The organism is Candidatus Pelagibacter sp. Uisw_134_02, assembly GCF_047720265.1.
In the GTDB taxonomy this organism is placed as follows: Bacteria; Pseudomonadota; Alphaproteobacteria; order Pelagibacterales; family Pelagibacteraceae; genus Pelagibacter.
On sequence record NZ_CP159813.1, the window covers coordinates 325,038 to 343,259 of the forward strand.

An 18,222-nucleotide genomic window follows, 5' to 3' on the forward strand; every position below is an offset into this window, starting at 1 on the left:
ACAAAATGCTAAAAATTAATATAAAAAAGTAACTCTATATGAAAAAAATTATTATTATTGGTGCTGGAGCCATGGGGTCAGCTTTTGCTGTACCATGTGTTGAAAATAAAAATGAAGTTACAATTATCGGTACTCATCTTGAAGACAATTTAATAGATAGTATTAAATCAAATAATAATTTTCACCCAGCTTTAAAAGTAGAATTACCTGTTAAACTAAAGGTTGAAAAATATGGCAAATTAAAACCAATCCTTGAAGGAGAAGTAGACATAATAGTTGCGGGTGTAAGCTCTATAGGAATTGAATGGTTTGTTAATCAAATATCAAAGAGCTATAAAAAAAACATTCCAATTATTTTATTAACTAAGGGCTTGGCAATAGAAGATAATGAACTAATAACACTTTCAGATAAAATTAAAAAGCTTCTGCAAGAACAAGGTCATGAAAAAGTAAATGTTTCAGCGATCAAAGGCCCATGTTTGGCTGCAGGCCTTGCAAATAAAATGAGAACAGGAACAGTTATTGCTAACCCCAATATTAAAGAAAGTGAGAAATTAAAAAAGATAATATCAACTGATTATTATTCAACAGAAATATCAGATGATTTAACTGGAATTGAATTATCAGGCGCAATTAAAAATATTTATTCAATGTTGATTGGAGCTTCTGAGGGTTTAAGTAATTTAAAAGCACCTAAAGAAATTCAATCTAAGTACTACTTAAACACATCAGCCTCATTAATTCATAGATCAATTTCTGAAATGGTTGAATTTGTTTCTTTTTATGGAGGAAGGGCAGAAACAGTTTATGGTTTAGCTGGTTTGGGTGATTTATATGTAAGTGCAATAGGTGGAAGAAATAGTTTGATGGGAAAATATTTAGGTGAAGGATATCTTTATAAAGAAGCAAAAGAAAAGTTTATGAAAGATATCACTGTTGAAGGTGCACAGCTTGCATTTGAAATTGGACAAAAAATTTTTCAAGATCTCAATTCTAATCATTTCCCATTAATGTTTAGTATGTTAAATACCATATGTGAAAATAAGAAATTAGAAATTAAATGGTAAAAAATATATTAATATTTACTTTTATAGTGCTTGGAATGTTAGTTATTTTAAATTTTAGTGATCATAATTTAAAAAGGGCAGTAGATGCATGTCTAGCTGGTAGTCAAAAGTTATCTAAATCAAAAATTGTTGACCTTCAAGAAGCTAAAAAATTTTGTGAAGAAGAAATAAAAAAAAATAAAAATTAGAAAGAAATCAACAAATGAATTCAAATTGGAATTACCCTACAACTATGTGGGTCGGAAAAGATAGAATTAAAGATTTATGTATTGCTTGTAAAACTTTAAATATTAATAAACCATTGTTTGTAACTGATAGCAGTCTTGCTAAATCAAAAATTGTAATTAATGTTTTAAATAATTTAAAAGAAAATGGTATTTTAGTTGAATTATATTCAAATGTTGTTGGCAATCCAACAGGCACAAATGTTAATGAAGGTGTTGATAGTTATAAAAAAAACAATTGTGATGGTGTTATTGCATTTGGAGGAGGTAGTGGTTTAGATGTTGGTAAAGCAATTGCATTTATGTCAGGTCAAACACTGCCTATTTGGGATTTTGAAGATATTGGAGATAATTGGGTTAAAGCAAACTCTGATAAAATTGCACCAATTATTGCCGTACCAACGACTGCTGGAACAGGGTCTGAGACAGGAAGAGCATCAGTAATTATAAATGAAGAAACGGGTATAAAAAATATAATTTTTCACCCTAAATTTCTACCTTCAATAGTTATTTTAGATCCAATATTAACAGTTAGCTTGCCTGCAAAGATTACAGCTGCAACAGGTATGGATGCACTAGCTCATAACTTGGAAGCGTATTGTGCTCCAGGATATCATCCAATGGCTGATGGAATTGCTTTAGAGGGTATGAAATTAATTAATGATTGGTTATTAGAAGCATTTAACAATGGATCTAATATTGAAGCAAGAATGAATATGTTAACTGCAGCCAGTATGGGATCAACTGCATTTCAAAAAGGTCTGGGAGCAATTCATTCATTGAGCCATCCAGTTAATGCTTTAAACAATATTCATCATGGCTTATCCAATGCAATATTTATGCCTTACGTATTAACTTTTAATAAAGATGTAATTGAAAAAAAAATAATTAAGATTTGTGATTATTTAGAACTGAAAGATCGATCTTTTGATAGGTTTGTTAATTGGGTTTTAGATTTAAGAAAAAAACTAGATATGCCTCATAAATTATCAGAAGTGATAGATGTAAAAGATTTTGATATTAATAGATTATCAAAAATGGCTTTAGCAGATCCATCTACAATTGGAAATCCAAAAAAATTAACTGAAAATGATATGAGAATAATGTATCAGCATAGCATGACGGGTGAATTGTTTAAATGAGTGATTTGAATATTTTAATTATCGAAGGAAATATTAGAGAAGATAGTGAGTTTTTTATTAAAGCAGCTGGAGCTTCCGCAGCAGATAATTTAAAAAATTTAATTTTAAAAATAGAACCATCTACAATTACAGAAATTATAAATCCAGGTCATGATGATGAGACAAGAAATGCTCTAAAAGATATGAGTAAATATAATGGTATTGTCTTTACTGGTGGTGCAATGAGAATAAATGATATGACAGATGTAATTAAGAAACATATTAATTTTGCATCTAATTGTTTTACTCAAAAAAAGAAGATTTTAGCTATTTGTTGGGGTTTACAAGTTTGCTCAACAGCAGCAGGAGGCAAGGTAAACCCTGGAAAAAAAGGTGCCCATATTGGAATTGCATCAGACGTAATTATTAACAATGAAGGTGAAAAACACTTTATTTACAAAGATAAAAAAAAGATTTTTACATCACCAGCATTTAATTTTGATGAAGTAAGTGAACTGCCAAAAAATGCTATTCTTTTATCAAGTGACATAGTTAATAATGTAATGGGTGTTAGCTTTAATGCAGGAAACTCTGAAATTATTGGCCTACAGTATCACCCCGATTATGAGTACTCTCAAATGCTTAAACTTATTGATGGTCGTAAAGAGCGATTGTTTAAAAGTAAAAATTTTTTAAATGAAGAAGAATATGAAAGCCATATCTCGTACATAAAATCTCAAAACGAACTATTAGATTTTAATAATAGAACATGTGAAGTTAGAAACTGGATTAATTATATACGTAACTAATTTTAAAATAGACCTTCAATTTCACCATTTTTATTTAGCTTAATAGAGTCTGCAGCTGGAACCCTTGGTAGTCCAGGCATAGTCATAACAGCACCGCATATAACAACAATAAACTCTGCTCCTGAAGAGAGTTTAATTTCTCTAATTGGTAAAGAATGTCCTGTTGGTGCACCTTTTAAGCTTGGGTCTGTTGAAAAGCTGTATTGAGTTTTTGCAATACAAATTGGGAAATCTCCATAACCAGCATCTTCAAAGCTTTTTAATTGATCTCTAATTTTTGTATCAGCAATAACCTCATCTGCTCTATAAATTTCTTTTGCAATTGTTTCTATCTTCTTAAATAGAGGGGTTTTACTTTCATATAAGAATTTAAATTTGTCTTCATTTTTTTCACATAATTCAGCAACATGGCTTGCTAGTTCTTTTGTACCTTCACCACCATTTGCCCAATGAGTACAGAGACTTGCTTTCACACCAATAGTGTCACAAAATTCTATCAAAGCTTTTACTTCATTATCTGTATCTTTAATAAAATGATTAACAGCTACTGCAACTGGTAAACCAAATTTTTTAACATTTTCCACATGTCTTTGAAGATTCACTAAACCTTTCTTTAAGGCTTCCACATTTTCTGTTTTAAGGTCATCTTTTGCCACACCACCATGCATTTTTAAAGCCCTAATAGTTGCAACAATTACAACACAGCTAGGTTTTAAATCTGACTTTCTGCATTTAATATCAAGAAATTTTTCCGCACCAAGGTCTGCGCCAAATCCTGCTTCTGTAACAACGTAGTCAGCAAGTTTTAGTCCAGTCTTTGTAGCAATTACAGAATTACAACCATGTGCAATGTTAGCAAAAGGACCACCATGAATAATTGCAGGATTGTTTTCTAAAGTTTGAGTAACATTAGGTCTAATTGCATCCTTTAATAATACAGTCATCGGACCTTGTGCTTTTAAATCTTTAGCATAAACAGGTTTTTTACCTCTTGTGTATGCAATCGTAATATTTCCAATTCTTTTTTCTAAATCCTCTAAATCATTTGATAAACAAAAGATTGCCATGATTTCTGATGCTACAGTTATATCAAAGCCATCTTCTCTTGGAAAACCATTTGCTACTCCTCCTAAATTAATATTAATTGATCTTAAAGAACGATCATTCATATCCATTACTCTTTTCCATGTAATTCTTCTAACATCAATATCTAATTTATTTCCCCAATAGACATGATTATCAATTAAGGCTGACAATAAATTATGAGCTGATGTTATTGCATGAAAATCTCCAGTAAAATGTAAATTAATTTGCTCCATTGGAACTACTTGAGCATAACCACCACCAGCAGCACCACCCTTCATTCCAAAAGAAGGACCAAGGCTTGGTTCTCTTAAACAAACAATAGATTTTTTTCCAATTTTATTTAATCCATCATTTAAACCAACAGAAGTTGTAGTTTTACCTTCACCAGCTGGAGTAGGAGTGATTGCTGTCACCAATATAAGTTTTCCATTTGGTTTATCTTTTAAAGTATCTAAATATTCTAAATTAATTTTTGCAATGTGTCTGCCCATTGGACTAAAAGCTGTACTTTCATCTGGTACATCTATTTTTGCCAAAATATCATTTATAGGTTGCATTCTAGCCTCTCTTGCTATTTGAATATCTGACTTAACTTCACTCATTTAAAACTCCTATAAATTTAAATTTCTTTTGAAGAACTCATATCTTCTTTTGTGAATTTTTGAAACTTATAATAATTATATATAAAAAAAATAAGAACTATTTATATTTATTTATATAAAAATATCTGATGCAAAAATATTCGATATTTAACTTAATAAAAAATGCCTTCTCTGGTCATCAAAAATGGGACCTAGCCTGGAAAGATGCTACTCCAAAAAAAGAATATGACGTTGTTATTATTGGTGGTGGTGGTCATGGCCTAGCTACTGCATATTATCTAGCAAAAGAACATAATATTACAAATGTAGCTATCATTGAAAAAGGATGGCTTGGTGGTGGAAATATGGGAAGAAATACTACGATCATAAGATCAAATTATATGCACGATGACAATGCATTATTTAGTGAATTTGGAATGGATCTGTGGAGAAAGATGAGCCAGGATTTAAATTACAACGTGATGTTTTCTCCAAGAGGAATTATTAATCTTGCTCATTCTGATGCTCAAGTGAATGTTTTTGCAAGAAGAGGAAACTCGATGCGTTTAAATGGTATTGATGCAGTTTTGTTAAATAGAGAAGAAGTTAGAGAAATTATTCCAATGGCAGATTTTTCAGATAATGTAAGGTTTCCTATATTTGGTGGATTAATGCAGCCAAGTGCAGGAACAGCAAGACATGATGCTGTTGCTTGGGGTTATGCGCGTCAAGCAGATTCAATGGGAGTGGATATAATTCAAAATTGTGAAGTAACAGGATTTGATGTTGTAGGTGGAAAAATTCAAGGAGTTAGAACTTCACGAGGAGATATTAAAGTTAAGAAAATTGGTTTGTGTGTTGCAGGAAGTACAAATATTTTAGCTGAAAAACTAAACATGACAATACCAGTAGAAACTCATCTTCTTCAAGCATGTGTTACAGAACCTGTGAAACCTGTGTTAGATAGTGTGGTTACTTTTGGAGCAGGACATTTTTATATTAGTCAATCAGATAAAGGTGAAATGGTAATGGGAGGTGATCTGGATGGATATAATAGTTATGCCCAAAGAGGAAATTTACCAACACTCCAGCATGTTTTAACAGAAGGAATTGCAATGATGCCCTTTTTAAGTAAATTAAAAATGCTTAGAACATGGGGAGGGATTATGGACATGTCGATGGATGGCTCACCCATTATTGATAAGACTCATATTGAAGGATTATATTTAAATTGTGGTTGGTGTTATGGTGGGTTTAAAGCCACACCAGCATCAGGATGGACATTTGCTCATACAATTGCTCAAGATAGAGTTCATAAATTAAATGAAGGTTATAGCCTAAGTAGATTTAATACGGGTCACTTACTAGATGAAAAAGGACTTGGAACAAAAACATGGATCTCATAAATGCTGCATATTAAATGCCCTCACTGTGGAATGAGATCTCAAAATGAATTTTCATATGGTGGTGATGCAACCGTTAAAAGACCAGAACTTAACAAGGAAGTTTCCGATCAAGATTGGGATAACTTTGTCTATAATAGAAAAAGTTTAAGAGGAAAACATAAAGAATTATGGCAGCATATATCAGGATGTAGACAATGGATTAAAGTAGAAAGAGACACAGTAACTCACGAAATATTTAAAACAGTTAAAGCTAACGAAGATATTTAAAATGACTCAAAATTATAGACTAGATAATATTGGATTAATAAATAGAGATAAAAAAATCTCATTTAAATTTAATGGAGTAACTTACTTTGGTTATGAGGGTGACACCTTAGCTTCAGCGTTACTTGCTAATGGAGTTCATTTAATAGGAAGAAGCTTTAAATATCATAGACCTAGAGGTTTTTTTGGTGCAGGGGTGGATGAACCATACGCAATTGTTCAACTATACAGAAATAATGAAACTGAGCCTAATGTAAAAACTACAGAACAAGAACTGTTTGAAGGTTTGGAGGCAACAAGTGTTAATTGTTGGCCTAGTGTAAATTTTGATATTGGAGCAATTAACAATTTTTTAAAGATATTTCTTCCAGCAGGATTTTATTACAAGACTTTTATGTGGCCAAAAAGTTTTTGGTACAAAATTTATGAACCATTTATAAGAAAAGCGGCAGGACTTGGTGTTGCATCAACCAAACATGATAAAGAAAGGTATGAACATAAATATGAGTATTGTGATTTACTAATTGCAGGTTCAGGACCTTCTGGTTTAGCAAGTGCATATGCTGCGGCTAAAAATGGAGCAAGAGTAATTTTAGCAGAAGACAAACCTAGATTTGGTGGAACTTTATTAACGAGCGAAGTCAATATTGGAAATCAAACAGGAAAAGAATGGGCAGAAAATATTATTTCTGAACTTAAAGAAATGCCTAATGTTATTGTTAAAAATAGATCTCAAGTATTCGGTTACTACGATCACAATATGTTAGTGATGTCAGAAAAATTAAGTGATCACTTACCTAAAACTAAAAAATATAATCCAAAACAAAGACTTTGGTATATTAGGGCTAAAGAAGTTTTAATCTCATCAGGATCAATTGAAAGACCCTTAGTATTTGGGAATAACGATACACCAGGTGTGATGCTTTCTTCCGCAGCAAAAGAATATTTAAAAGTATATGGAGTTTTAGTTGGTAAAAAACCTTTAATATTTACAAATAATGATAGTGGATATGAAACGGCTATAGAATTTAAAAAAAATGGTGTTGATCCTATTATTTTAGACACAAGAAAAGATCCTAAATCAGAAATCATCGATGAAGCAAAGAAATTAGATATTCAAATTAAATTTTCTTACGTAGTTGTTGCGGCTAAAGGTTATAAAAAAGTTAAATCTGCTGAAATCGCTAAAATTTCAGATGATAAAAATGAATTAGGAACTTTAGAAACTATTAATTGTGATTGTATTTGTGTGTCAGGCTTTTGGACTCCAACAATTCACTTAGCCTCTCAATCAGGAAATAAAACTACTTTTAATAAAGATATAGATGCATTTGTGCCAGGACTATCAAAACAAAATGAAACAACTTTAGGTGCTGCAAATGGAACTTTTACATTAGAAGAAACTTTAAAAAATTCATTTGATATTGGATGTAAATTGTCAAAAAAAATAACTAATAATGACAATAAAACATCATCACCAATAGTTATGGAAAAAAAATCAACCACACACGATAAATTTTGGTGTGTACCTTTGCCCAAGGGAAAAACATATAAAAGGTTTTTAGATTTTCAAAATGATGTAGCAGTTTCTGATATAGAAATTGCACTAAAGGAAGGTTATCGATCTATTGAACACGTAAAAAGATATACAACGCTTGGAATGGCCACTGACCAAGGAAAAACAAGTAATCTCAATGGTTTGCAACTAGTATCAAATATAGAAAACAAAATAGTACCAGAAGTGGGTCATACAACTTTTAGACCTCCATACACACCAGTTACTATTGGTGCGATTGTTGGAAGAGAAATCGGCAAACATTCTAAACCAACAAGAAAATCTCCTATGCACTCATGGCATGAAAAAAATAATGCAGTGTTTGTGGATGCAGGTGTTTGGTTGAGACCAAGATATTATAAAATTGGAGAAGAGACATTATTTGAAGGTTCAAAAAGAGAAGCTAAAAATGTTAGAGAAAATGTAGGGGTTTGTGATGTTACTACTTTGGGTAAAATTGACATTAAGGGACCTGATGCAGCACAATTATTAAATAGAGTTTATACTAATGCTTGGTTAAAGTTGCCAGTAGGTAAAGCAAGATATGGTGTAATGTTGCGAGAAGACGGAATTGTCATGGATGATGGAACAACAACTAGAATCTCTGAGAACCATTACCATATGACAACAACAACAGCACAAGCAGCAAATGTTTTGTCTCATCTTGAATATTATTTACAACTTGTATGGCCAGAGCTAAATGTGAATGTAGTCTCAACTACAGAGCAATGGGCTGGAGCAGCAATCGCAGGACCAAAATCTAGAGATCTATTACAAAAACTATTTCCAAATATAGATGCTTCTAACGAAGGCTTACCTTTTATGGGATATCTAGAAGCTGATTTATTTGGAGTACATGCACGAATTTTTAGAATTTCATTTTCAGGAGAACTTGCTTATGAAGTTAATGTCGAATCTGACAATGGAAACTTTATGTGGGAGAAAATAATGGAAGTAGGACAAGAATTTAAAATTCAACCCTATGGAACTGAAGCATTATCAACGCTAAGAATTGAAATGGGTCACATTGCAGGATCAGAACTTGATGGCAGAACCATTCCTTATGACAACTCTTTAGAAGGTCTTGTTAGTAAAAAGAAAGACTTTATAGGAAAACGTTCTTTAGATAGAAAAGCATTCATAGCAGAAGATAGACAAAAAGTAGTAGGTGTTGTTCCAATTGATAAGAAAACAAGTATCCCTGAAGGATCTCATTTAGTTAAAGATTCAAAGGCTTCAATACCAAATCCTAAATTAGGGTATATTTCTGCGTCTTGTTGGAGCGTTGAATATGATAATCCATTTTCATTAGCAATACTTAAAGATGGAAAAAATATGATAGGGCAAAAACTATTTGCAATGTCACCTTTAAAAAATAAAACAATACCTGTTGAGATAGTTTCGTCACACTATGTAGATCCAAAGGGTGAAAGGGTAAGATCATGAGCTCAATTTCTGCTTTAAATGTCACCCATAAAAAAGGATTATTTGGTGATCATGAAGGAAAAAACGATTATGAGCTGCTAAAAGTAAGTGAATTAAAAGATTTTTTAATTATTCAAATTGTTAAATATAAGAGCTCCTTAACAGCTATTGAAAATATTAAGATAGATAATCTGAGTTTAAAAAATGAAACTCTAAACATAAACTGTAACGCTAACACAAGAATTTTATGGAATGGCCCAAATAACTGGCTTTTAGTTTCTTCAAAAAAAGAAATTTTAAAAGAAATTAATGAAAAATTACTAGAAGCAGATTTTGCTATAACAAATGTATCTCATAGTAGAGCGATAATTCAAATAGAGGGAAAAAATACAAAAGAGATATTAAAAAAAGGATGTCCCTTTAATTTTAATGAATTAAAAAAAGATACCTGTCTAAATTCAACTTATAACGGAATGTCGGTCTCAATTGATATGTTAGATGATAATCCAGACAAAGTCAGAATATTCACTCTAAGAAGTTTTGGAGAATCTTTTTATCATTCAATTACTGATGCCTGCTTAGAGTTTGGCTACAAAGGTATTTAAAATTTATTGCTTTCTAGTTGCAATATAAACACCAAGAGTTGCTAAAGCAAAACCTATCAGATCTAGATTATTTAATTTTTCATTTAAAAATAACCAAGCCATTATTGCTGTAGTTGGTGGTATTAAAAAAAATATGGAAACCGTTTTACTTGCAGAGTTATTTTTTATTAAATACATTAAGATTGTGAATGCTCCAAAAGATACAAGAAATATCTGATGACTCATTGCTATAAGAAATGTGGACGTAAAATTAATATATGGTTCACTGAAAATTAAAATAATTATTATGTGTAAAGAACAACCACCTATTGCTTGATACATATTACTTACAGACAAAGGTAAATCATTACTTATTTTTTTTTGCCATAAAGTTGATGTTGTAATAGCTAGAAGAGCAACAAAAGAGGCTATTACTCCAAAAATAGGAAGGCTTGATCCAATATCAAAACCTAAAACTAATGCAGCACCAATAAATCCAAGGATCACCCCAATCCATTGTTTAAAAGTAACTTTTTCACCCAAGAATTTTCCTGCTAAAGCATTGGTTAAAATCGGTTGCAAGGTTACAATTAATGCGGCAATACCTGTTGGCATTCCAATTGAAACTGAATAAAAAACACCCCCCAAATAAACACCATGAAAAAGTACTCCACTAAAAAGTGATTGCATAAGGTTTCTTGAATTTGTTAAAATTTTTTGTTTTGTATAAATTGAAAAAATATAGAAACCAAAAGCTACAACAAAAAATCTAAAGGCTAATGCAGCAAAAGGATCACTATTGTCTATTATTGGTTTTGTTGTCACAAAAGCTGAAGACCACAAAATAATGAAGATAAATGGAAAAATTTTAACCATTTCCAAGTTATAAATTATAATTCAATTTAATATTAGAGATTAATGCTCAAAATAAACACTTTCTCTCTTGAGTTGTAACAAAAAATACTTAGGATTGAATTGGGAATCAATGAATTTAAAAAAAATAATAATCGGAATTATATCACTAATTTATCTTAGTGGATGTGCTCAAAATACAGCTTTGTTAGGTCCTGCCTACACCTTTGCGACATCTGGTAATGTTTACCAGGCAGGTCTTACGTACGGTGGCAATGCAATAATTACCCAAACAACAGGTAAAACAGCTGCTCAAAATTTTAAAGAAGCATTAACTCCAAAAGCAATGGATACTCAATTTCAAAAATTAGTAAAAAAAAATATCATAAAGACAAGAAAAAAATTGAATCTTTCTAATCAGTAATATTTAGAACAATTTGTTCAGACTGACCTGCTTCTTTGCACCAAAGCTCATAGCTTTCACACATTCTCCATAAAAAATCAAAAGCTCGTTGCGAAATTTCAAGGGGAAAAGAGCTTTTAGCATAATATAGTTCTGGATATTTTATCAGTTGTTTAATTGTTGCATTTTTTTGCACATGTAAAAGTTTAATAGTTTCATCAGGTATCTTTTTACCACTATCTTTGTCAATAAAACTATTATTTTCTAAATATTCAAACCAATTATCATGAAATTTACCACTACTTATTTCATTATAAATTTTTGTCCCTATAAATCCTTCAACTGCATCTATATTAGAAATATTTGAATTATTTTTTTTAATATCTGTAATATTTTTATAAATGACTTCAGCCAAATATATTACATAAGGTTTTTCAGTTTTAGATAACATAATTTATTTTTTATATTTAGTCATAGAGGAATTTGCTAATATCAAATTTGGATCTAAATAAAGTTTTGATATTTTGGCATTTTTTAATGATCTAAAGGCAAAAATTGCTATTGGTAATTCTGTACACCCTAATATAATTTTTTTACAATTATTTTTAATCAAATAATTTATTGCTAGTTTAATTGATTTTTCAGCTAATTTAATATTTCCCATTTTAACATGTTTGATTGTTTTATTAACAGACTTGATTTGTAAAATATGTGGAGGTGTAATTAATTTATATTCACTCTTAAATAATTTTTCATAAATCTTTGTTTTTAAAGTACCTTCAGTAGCAAGAAGACCAATTTTTGAATTTTTTTTACAAATTTTTTTTGTATGTAAAAAAACTTCTTTAGGCATATTTATAATTGGAATTTTAATTTTTCTTTTTAAATCATCATACCAATAATGAGCAGTGTTGCAGGGTATAACAATAAACTTGCAACCACTTTTTTCTAGTGACCTACAACCTTCAAGCAAACTTTTTAAAACTTTATTGTACTTGTTATTATTTTTAGTATTTCTTGGAAGGTCTGAAAATTTTCTGGTTTGAACTCCAATTGATTCTGGTCTTCCTGGTATATTCGATTTATTATAAAGTATGAAAAGAGGATATTCTTGATCAATCTTACCTCTATTAAGCATGGCTAGTTTGTTACAAAAATCAAGGCCTGCTTGTGTTCCCATTCCACCTAAAATTCCAATCATAATTATTAATACTTTTAAATATTGTTAAAAATTTGTTTAGTGTTTTTTTGTTAAAGAGGTTGATTAATACCTCTCATAAAGACTAAAACCAAGCAACCATTTTTTGTGTGTGAAGAATGTTTAGATCCAGGCTCATATGAGACAAAGTCACCTTTTTTAAAAGTTTTTCCATCAGGATCAATTAGCTCGCCATCTAACATTAAAAATTCCTCAAATCCAGTATGTTCATGTACTAAACTTTTTGCACCTGGCTCCATTTTTAAAACATAAGTTCCCTGCCCACCATTTTCTTTATCATAGCTTATTTTACACCAGCTCATTCCCGGTACTACTTCACCATAATTGTCAAAGGGTTTAAATTTAAGATTGTAAATATCTACTATTTGTCTTTTGGCCATGTAGGCAATAATAGTCTCATTAAAAATAATAGGAATAAAAAATTTCTATTAAAAAAAGTGATTTTTCATCAATTTTTTAATTGGTATTGGCTGAAATTTTTCAATTGAATAATTAGTAAATCAATTCAATTAAATAATCGCAGCCAATAGAAAGTGTGAATATTATGCAGTTTTTAAGTTTACTGCTGAAGGACCTTTTGGACCATCTTCAACATCAAAAGTCAAAGCTTGACCTTCGTCTAAACCATTCATGCCAGCATCTCTTACAGCTGAAACGTGAACGAATACATCTTTTTCTTTATCTTCTCTTTCAATAAAACCAAAACCTTTAGTTGGATTGAACCATTTTACTTTTCCTTGTAGACTCATATTTATCTTCTTACTTTTTGTTATGTTACTTTTATTACTTATAATTAAGTAATTCTGGCTTTGTTTAGATTTATTGGGGTTTTGTCAACTAAATTTGTAATATTAAATAATTAAAGACTTATTTGTTGCTAATTAACATGGTCATATAAACAGAATTTATATCATTTTTGTAATGAGAAAAGGGTTTACAGGGTTTAAAGCCACAATTATTAAATAATTTTCTGGCAGCTAAAAAAAAGTCACCGGCTCCAGTTTCTAAACTTAATCTACTAATACCAAGTTTTTTTGCTTCATTAATTAGGTGATTTATTATCATTAAACCATTCCCCTCACCTCTAAACTTATCACTCACTCTTATTGATTTAAATTCACCATGTTCTTTATTTAGAAACTTTAATGCACCTATTCCCATTAGATTATTTTCACTCCATAAACTCCAAAATTTAATTGAAGGATCTTTTAATCCAGCTATATCAAGAACATGAGCACTACCTTTGGGTGATACAGATCTTAGCTCAATAAAATGCTTGATAAGAAGCTCATGAACTTTCGTATTATCGAAATTTCCCTCTATTGATTTCAACATTAAAATATTTTAGCTTATTAAAGTTGTTAAGTGACCCATTTTTCTTTTGTCTTTAATTTCTTTTTTTAAATAATCAAAAAAAAACTCATTTTCGCTGTACTCTTTATTTCTAAAATTTATTATTTGTTCACCGATTATATTTGTCATTCTAGCATTTGATAATTTTTTTAGTGGGACTTGTTCTAGTTTACAAACAGCTCTTATGTGGTTCTCAAATTGACTTATGTTATAAGCATTAATAGTTAGATGTCCTGAGTTATGAACCCTTGGAGCAATTTCATTAACATAAAGGTTTTCATTTCTATCAATAAAAAATTCAACACATAAAGTTCCAATATATTTTAATTCTTCTGCAATTTGAGTTGACCATATCTTTGATTGATTAAATATTTTGTCAGTAATTTTTGCTGGAATTATTGAATTTATTAAAATTTGATCTTCATGAACATTTTCAATTGGTTCATATATTGAATATTGTTGAGGGCCAAATCTTGTAACAACTATAGAAATTTCTTTTTTAAGTTTAACAAGTTTTTCTAAAATATAACCTTTGGAATAATCAATATCAAAAGTTTCTAAATTACTTAATTTGGTAATAGGGTATTGCCCTTTACCATCATATCCTAAAGTTACTGTTTTAAGCAAGCCAGGCAAAAGATCTTTTACCGAATCTATTTCAGATTTTTTTTCGATAGAAACATATTGAGTTGTTCTTATATTTAGATTATTTATAAAATCTTTTTCTGCCAATCTATGTTGAATTATTCTATTTACTGAAGGTTTGGGTAAAACGGGTTTTATTTTATTAATTTCATTTAGTGTTGCGTATGGAATATTTTCAAACTCATATGTGATTATATCTACTTGGTTCACAAATTCTTTAATTTTAGTTAGATCATTATATTGCCCGTGTACAAAACCATTAGAAAAATTTTGTGCAGGAGCATCAACATCATCACAAAAAATAATTGTTTTAATTTCCAACTTATTTGCCGCAATAGCAAGCATACTGCCTAGTTGTCCACCGCCGATAATTCCAAGGATTGGTTTAGACATATTTTAAAACTATTTTGGTTTTTTTTTAACAGATTTGCTTTGTTTAAGACGCCATTTATTTAACTTATTTTTTACAGTCTTATCTGTGACTCCTATGATAGAAGCTGCTAATAAAGCGGCATTAATTGCACCGTCGTCACCAATTGCTAGGGTTCCTACAGGTATTCCTTTTGGCATTTGAGCAATTGATAATAAACTATCAAGACCCTTAAGTTTTTTACTTTCAATTGGAACACCTAACACAGGCAAGGAAGTTAGAGCTGAAATCATGCCAGGTAAATGTGCAGATCCACCGGCTCCAGCTATAATAACACTAATATTGCTTTTTTCAGCATTTCTAGCATATTGGTACATTCGTTCTGGCGTTCTATGAGCAGATATAATTTTTGTTTCGTAGTTTATATTTAATTTTTTCAGTATTTTTTGACAATATATCATAGTTTTGAAGTCAGATTGGCTGCCCATCACAATTGATACTTTTTTTGATTTATTTTTGATCATTTGGAGTAATTTTATCCTAACGTAAATTGTTATTTCAAATTAACTCTAAAATTTCAATAAAATTAATAGAATTTATCTATCTTATTGGTATTCTTAAAACAAATAAGATCATAATGAATTTTAAAATTGATAATTTACAATATTGTAACTGGTCTAGGGAAATCTTTAAGATAAATAGAGAAGCAGGACTTGATGCTATACACGTGACCATTGTTTATCATGAAGATTTTGATGAACTGAGGGCTGTAATAAAAGACTGGGAGTCTCATTTTTCAGATAATTCTGACTTAATTTTTCATGGCAAAAACTTTAAGGATATTGAGAAAGCTAAATCAGAAAATAAAACTGCTGTGTTTTTTGGTTTTCAAAACTGCTCACCTATAGAAGATGATATTGGTTTGGTTGAAAAAGTTTATGATTTAGGCTGTAGGTTTATGCAACTTACATATAATAACCAATCATTATTAGCAACAGGCTGTTATGAAACTATAGACAGTGGAGTTACTAATTTTGGAAAAGAGGTAATTAAAGAAATGAACAGACTGGGACTTGTAATAGATATGTCACATTCTGCTGAAAAAAGTACAATAGACGCAATTGAAATAAGCGAAAAACCAATTGCAATTACTCATGCTAACCCATCATTTTGGCATGCAGCTAAAAGAAATAAATCAAATGATTTGTTAAAAATTTTATCTGAACAGAAAGGAATGTTGGGTTTGTCTTTATACCCACACCATTTAAAAGATGGGACAGATTGTTCATTAGAAAGTTTTTGTGAAATGACAGCTAAAACATCTGAAATTATGGGTACTGAGCAAATAGGTATAGGGTCAGATCTCTGTTTAAATCAACCAGATACAATAGTAGAGTGGATGCGTAATGGCACTTGGACCAAAAGTAAAAATTATGGAGAAGGGTCTAAAAGTAAACCTGGATTTCCTAAACAACCTACCTGGTTTTTAGACGCAAGAGGATTTGATAATTTAGAAAAAGGTTTAAAAAAAGTTGGCTTTTCAGAAAATGAAGTTAATGGAATCCTTGGAAATAATTGGTACAATTTTTATAAGAGAATGAACGGATGAATGTTTCACTAAGGGATCCCAATATTGTAATGAAGCTCTCAAGATTGGGATCTTTCCATCAATCTAAACTGTCTTTTTTAAGAAGTTTTTTAAAAGAATTTAAAGACTGGGATTATAAAAGAGATTTATTCGAATTGAATGAAAATGGTCATGGAACGGCAGTATATTCTTTTAAAAAAGAAAAAAGAGTTTATTCATTAATTTGTTATGCGAATGAATTAAATGAAAAAGAAAGGTCAGATAGAGTAATAGCTACCAAATGGGATGCTGCTTTCACTCTTTTTGATGGTGTGCCAACAAAGAAAGATATTGAGCGTTTAAAAAATGAAGTTCCCAAACAAGAGTTTGGAAGACTTTCATACAAAGAACTTACACTTTCAAGAGCCAACAAATCGGTTAGAGTTTTTAATCATGTTGTGGAAAGTCTTAGCGAAGGCAAACAACCTGATAATGATTTGTTATCTAGTGTTGGTTATTTATACAGAACTACTGCAGTTTACGGTTCAGGTAAGTTTGGTTTAGCTGATAGGTTCAGAATTAAAAATAGAAAAGAAATATATGGCCCATTTAGACTAGAGATGATGCTAGTATATTTTGTTAGACAATTTACCTTTGATCAAGTCAATCATGTTGCAAAAAGTAAGAATCCAAAAAAAGCTGTGAAACTTAATGTTAAAATTTGTAAAAGTTTAGGTATAGGAAATTCGACAGGGTTAGGAATGGCACCGTTTATTGTTAATCATCCAACACTTCTAAATAATTGGATTTCTGCAAGAGAAATTTCACTTAAAAAAATACGAGAGATAAAGATAATATTAGAAAAAGATAAAAGATTATTTTTAGAATGTTTAAAAAGATCTATAAAAAATGTTACTTCTTGGAATACAGAAAGTGAATATCAAATTAATAAAATAAAATTATTATTAAAAGATCTAAACAAATTTATTATTTATCTAGATAACGATTTTAATTTTGAGCAAGATTATGCTTTTAATGAGTTGTATCTTTATTTAGAAAAAGAATATTGCGAAGAATGTATTGAATATGTTGTATCAATGATGATGGAGCCTTATGATAGCATCACTTCACCGTTAATTAGAGAAATGAGCTCAGAAGAAGAAAAATATTTCAATATTCCAACAGAAAGAACAGTAGAAGATTTAAAGACAATTTTAGAAAAAAAATATCCAGATATTTTAACTATAGATTTTTCAAAAAATGAGAATAATTTAAACTTTTGGTTTATTTCAAAAAACAAAGAAGAACCAAGGTTAGCAAACAGATTTGACGAAGTAGGAGCTGACTTAGAGCAACCACTTGCAATAGCTAGAGATATTAAAAAACTTTATGAATTATTATCAATAACTAAAAATAGCTTAACTATTGCCAGATTTTTATCGACTAACAATGAACTAAGACATGTTGTAAGAAGAGCCTTTATTGTAGAGAAATTTCCTTATTCTGAAATACAAGACAATACTATAGGCCAAAAAATAGTTCCAATTGATATGCTGAGATTAAAGTTATCTTTTTTTGGAGCTTTAAAATTTGACCCTCGTTCTGATAAATGGTTAAGAATATGTATGTTTCAAGGTGCACCCTTGCCAGAGGAATTAAAAAACTACGACGAATACTGGATTTATAATTAA

Annotated in this window: 20 protein-coding genes; 11 read left to right on the forward strand and 9 right to left on the reverse strand. The window is 30.2% G+C overall.

Translation table 11 applies throughout. The features are described 5' to 3' along the window. Nucleotides 1-38: 38 nt before the first annotated feature. Genes ABXT56_RS01680 through ABXT56_RS01695 form a run of 4 tightly spaced genes read left to right on the forward strand, consistent with a single transcriptional unit; the run spans nucleotide 39 to nucleotide 3,221 of the window. The gene (locus ABXT56_RS01680) at nucleotides 39-1,067 is read left to right on the forward strand and encodes a glycerol-3-phosphate dehydrogenase (RefSeq protein WP_415300681.1); all 1,029 of its coding nucleotides are present in this window, start codon (nucleotides 39-41) and stop codon (nucleotides 1,065-1,067) included. After that, nucleotides 1,061-1,255, forward strand: coding sequence for a hypothetical protein (locus tag ABXT56_RS01685; protein ID WP_415300683.1), 195 nt, complete (start codon nucleotides 1,061-1,063; stop codon nucleotides 1,253-1,255). The genes ABXT56_RS01680 and ABXT56_RS01685 overlap by 7 nt, the downstream gene beginning before the upstream one ends. 14 nt (nucleotides 1,256-1,269) lie before the next feature. Then, nucleotides 1,270-2,433 (forward strand): iron-containing alcohol dehydrogenase, encoded by a 1,164-nt coding sequence (locus tag ABXT56_RS01690; RefSeq protein WP_415300685.1) that lies wholly within the window; start codon nucleotides 1,270-1,272, stop codon nucleotides 2,431-2,433. Beyond that, the gene (locus ABXT56_RS01695) at nucleotides 2,430-3,221 is read left to right on the forward strand and encodes a type 1 glutamine amidotransferase (RefSeq protein WP_415300687.1); all 792 of its coding nucleotides are present in this window, start codon (nucleotides 2,430-2,432) and stop codon (nucleotides 3,219-3,221) included. The genes ABXT56_RS01690 and ABXT56_RS01695 overlap by 4 nt, the downstream gene beginning before the upstream one ends. Nucleotides 3,222-3,223: 2 nt before the next feature. Here ABXT56_RS01695 and ABXT56_RS01700 read toward each other — a convergent pair whose 3' ends face one another. Continuing rightward, nucleotides 3,224-4,909, reverse strand: coding sequence for a formate--tetrahydrofolate ligase (locus ABXT56_RS01700; protein WP_415300689.1), 1,686 nt, complete (start codon nucleotides 4,907-4,909; stop codon nucleotides 3,224-3,226). A 128-nt stretch (nucleotides 4,910-5,037) separates the two neighbouring features. Here ABXT56_RS01700 and ABXT56_RS01705 point away from each other — a divergent pair, with 128 nt between their 5' ends. The 4 genes from ABXT56_RS01705 to ABXT56_RS01720 are packed head-to-tail and all read left to right on the forward strand — an operon-like array spanning nucleotide 5,038 to nucleotide 10,143. Further along, the gene (locus tag ABXT56_RS01705; protein WP_415300691.1) at nucleotides 5,038-6,294 is read left to right on the forward strand and encodes a sarcosine oxidase subunit beta family protein; all 1,257 of its coding nucleotides are present in this window, start codon (nucleotides 5,038-5,040) and stop codon (nucleotides 6,292-6,294) included. Further along, nucleotides 6,295-6,561 (forward strand): sarcosine oxidase subunit delta, encoded by a 267-nt coding sequence (locus ABXT56_RS01710; protein ID WP_415300693.1) that lies wholly within the window; start codon nucleotides 6,295-6,297, stop codon nucleotides 6,559-6,561. A 1-nt stretch (nucleotide 6,562) separates the two neighbouring features. Next, complete coding sequence (locus ABXT56_RS01715) at nucleotides 6,563-9,559, forward strand: sarcosine oxidase subunit alpha family protein (protein WP_415300695.1); 2,997 nt, start codon at nucleotides 6,563-6,565, stop codon at nucleotides 9,557-9,559. Next, the gene (locus ABXT56_RS01720) at nucleotides 9,556-10,143 is read left to right on the forward strand and encodes a sarcosine oxidase subunit gamma family protein (protein WP_415300697.1); all 588 of its coding nucleotides are present in this window, start codon (nucleotides 9,556-9,558) and stop codon (nucleotides 10,141-10,143) included. Before ABXT56_RS01715 ends, ABXT56_RS01720 begins: the two co-directional genes overlap by 4 nt. Before the next feature lie 3 nt (nucleotides 10,144-10,146). Here ABXT56_RS01720 and ABXT56_RS01725 read toward each other — a convergent pair whose 3' ends face one another. Further along, nucleotides 10,147-10,998: a DMT family transporter gene (locus ABXT56_RS01725; protein ID WP_415300699.1), complete on the reverse strand. Its 852-nt coding sequence runs from the start codon at nucleotides 10,996-10,998 to the stop codon at nucleotides 10,147-10,149. Nucleotides 10,999-11,107: 109 nt separating this feature from the next. Between ABXT56_RS01725 and ABXT56_RS01730 the strand changes: the two genes are divergently transcribed. Continuing rightward, entirely contained in the window at nucleotides 11,108-11,398 is a 291-nt protein-coding gene (locus ABXT56_RS01730; protein WP_415300700.1) for a hypothetical protein, read from the forward strand. Here the strand turns inward: ABXT56_RS01730 and ABXT56_RS01735 are convergent. The 7 genes from ABXT56_RS01735 to purE all read right to left on the reverse strand — a co-directional run bounded on the left by ABXT56_RS01735 (nucleotide 11,388) and on the right by purE (nucleotide 15,488). Beyond that, the gene (locus ABXT56_RS01735) at nucleotides 11,388-11,828 is read right to left on the reverse strand and encodes a hypothetical protein (RefSeq protein WP_415300702.1); all 441 of its coding nucleotides are present in this window, start codon (nucleotides 11,826-11,828) and stop codon (nucleotides 11,388-11,390) included. The two genes, ABXT56_RS01730 and ABXT56_RS01735, sit on opposite strands and share 11 nt — an antisense overlap. A 3-nt stretch (nucleotides 11,829-11,831) precedes the next feature. Further along, nucleotides 11,832-12,578, reverse strand: a complete 747-nt coding sequence (locus ABXT56_RS01740; RefSeq protein WP_415300704.1) for an aspartate/glutamate racemase family protein — start codon at nucleotides 12,576-12,578, stop codon at nucleotides 11,832-11,834. A 50-nt stretch (nucleotides 12,579-12,628) separates the two neighbouring features. Then, nucleotides 12,629-12,976 carry a cupin domain-containing protein gene (locus ABXT56_RS01745; protein WP_415300705.1) on the reverse strand — a complete coding sequence of 116 codons (348 nt, stop codon included), beginning with the start codon at nucleotides 12,974-12,976 and terminating at the stop codon, nucleotides 12,629-12,631. 162 nt (nucleotides 12,977-13,138) lie between these two features. Further along, nucleotides 13,139-13,345 carry a cold-shock protein gene (locus ABXT56_RS01750; RefSeq protein WP_008545539.1) on the reverse strand — a complete coding sequence of 69 codons (207 nt, stop codon included), beginning with the start codon at nucleotides 13,343-13,345 and terminating at the stop codon, nucleotides 13,139-13,141. Between the two features lie 118 nt (nucleotides 13,346-13,463). Then, the gene (locus tag ABXT56_RS01755) at nucleotides 13,464-13,931 is read right to left on the reverse strand and encodes a GNAT family N-acetyltransferase (protein ID WP_415300708.1); all 468 of its coding nucleotides are present in this window, start codon (nucleotides 13,929-13,931) and stop codon (nucleotides 13,464-13,466) included. Between the two features lie 9 nt (nucleotides 13,932-13,940). After that, nucleotides 13,941-14,987 carry a 5-(carboxyamino)imidazole ribonucleotide synthase gene (locus ABXT56_RS01760; RefSeq protein WP_415300710.1) on the reverse strand — a complete coding sequence of 349 codons (1,047 nt, stop codon included), beginning with the start codon at nucleotides 14,985-14,987 and terminating at the stop codon, nucleotides 13,941-13,943. 9 nt (nucleotides 14,988-14,996) lie between these two features. Continuing rightward, a complete protein-coding gene (gene purE / locus ABXT56_RS01765; protein ID WP_415300712.1) occupies nucleotides 14,997-15,488 on the reverse strand; it encodes a 5-(carboxyamino)imidazole ribonucleotide mutase in 492 nt (163 codons plus the stop codon). Nucleotides 15,489-15,601: 113 nt separating this feature from the next. Between purE and ABXT56_RS01770 the strand changes: the two genes are divergently transcribed. Both ABXT56_RS01770 and ABXT56_RS01775 read left to right on the forward strand, forming a co-directional pair. Then, the gene (locus ABXT56_RS01770; protein ID WP_415300714.1) at nucleotides 15,602-16,573 is read left to right on the forward strand and encodes a membrane dipeptidase; all 972 of its coding nucleotides are present in this window, start codon (nucleotides 15,602-15,604) and stop codon (nucleotides 16,571-16,573) included. After that, nucleotides 16,570-18,222 carry a hypothetical protein gene (locus ABXT56_RS01775; RefSeq protein ID WP_415300715.1) on the forward strand — a complete coding sequence of 551 codons (1,653 nt, stop codon included), beginning with the start codon at nucleotides 16,570-16,572 and terminating at the stop codon, nucleotides 18,220-18,222. Before ABXT56_RS01770 ends, ABXT56_RS01775 begins: the two co-directional genes overlap by 4 nt.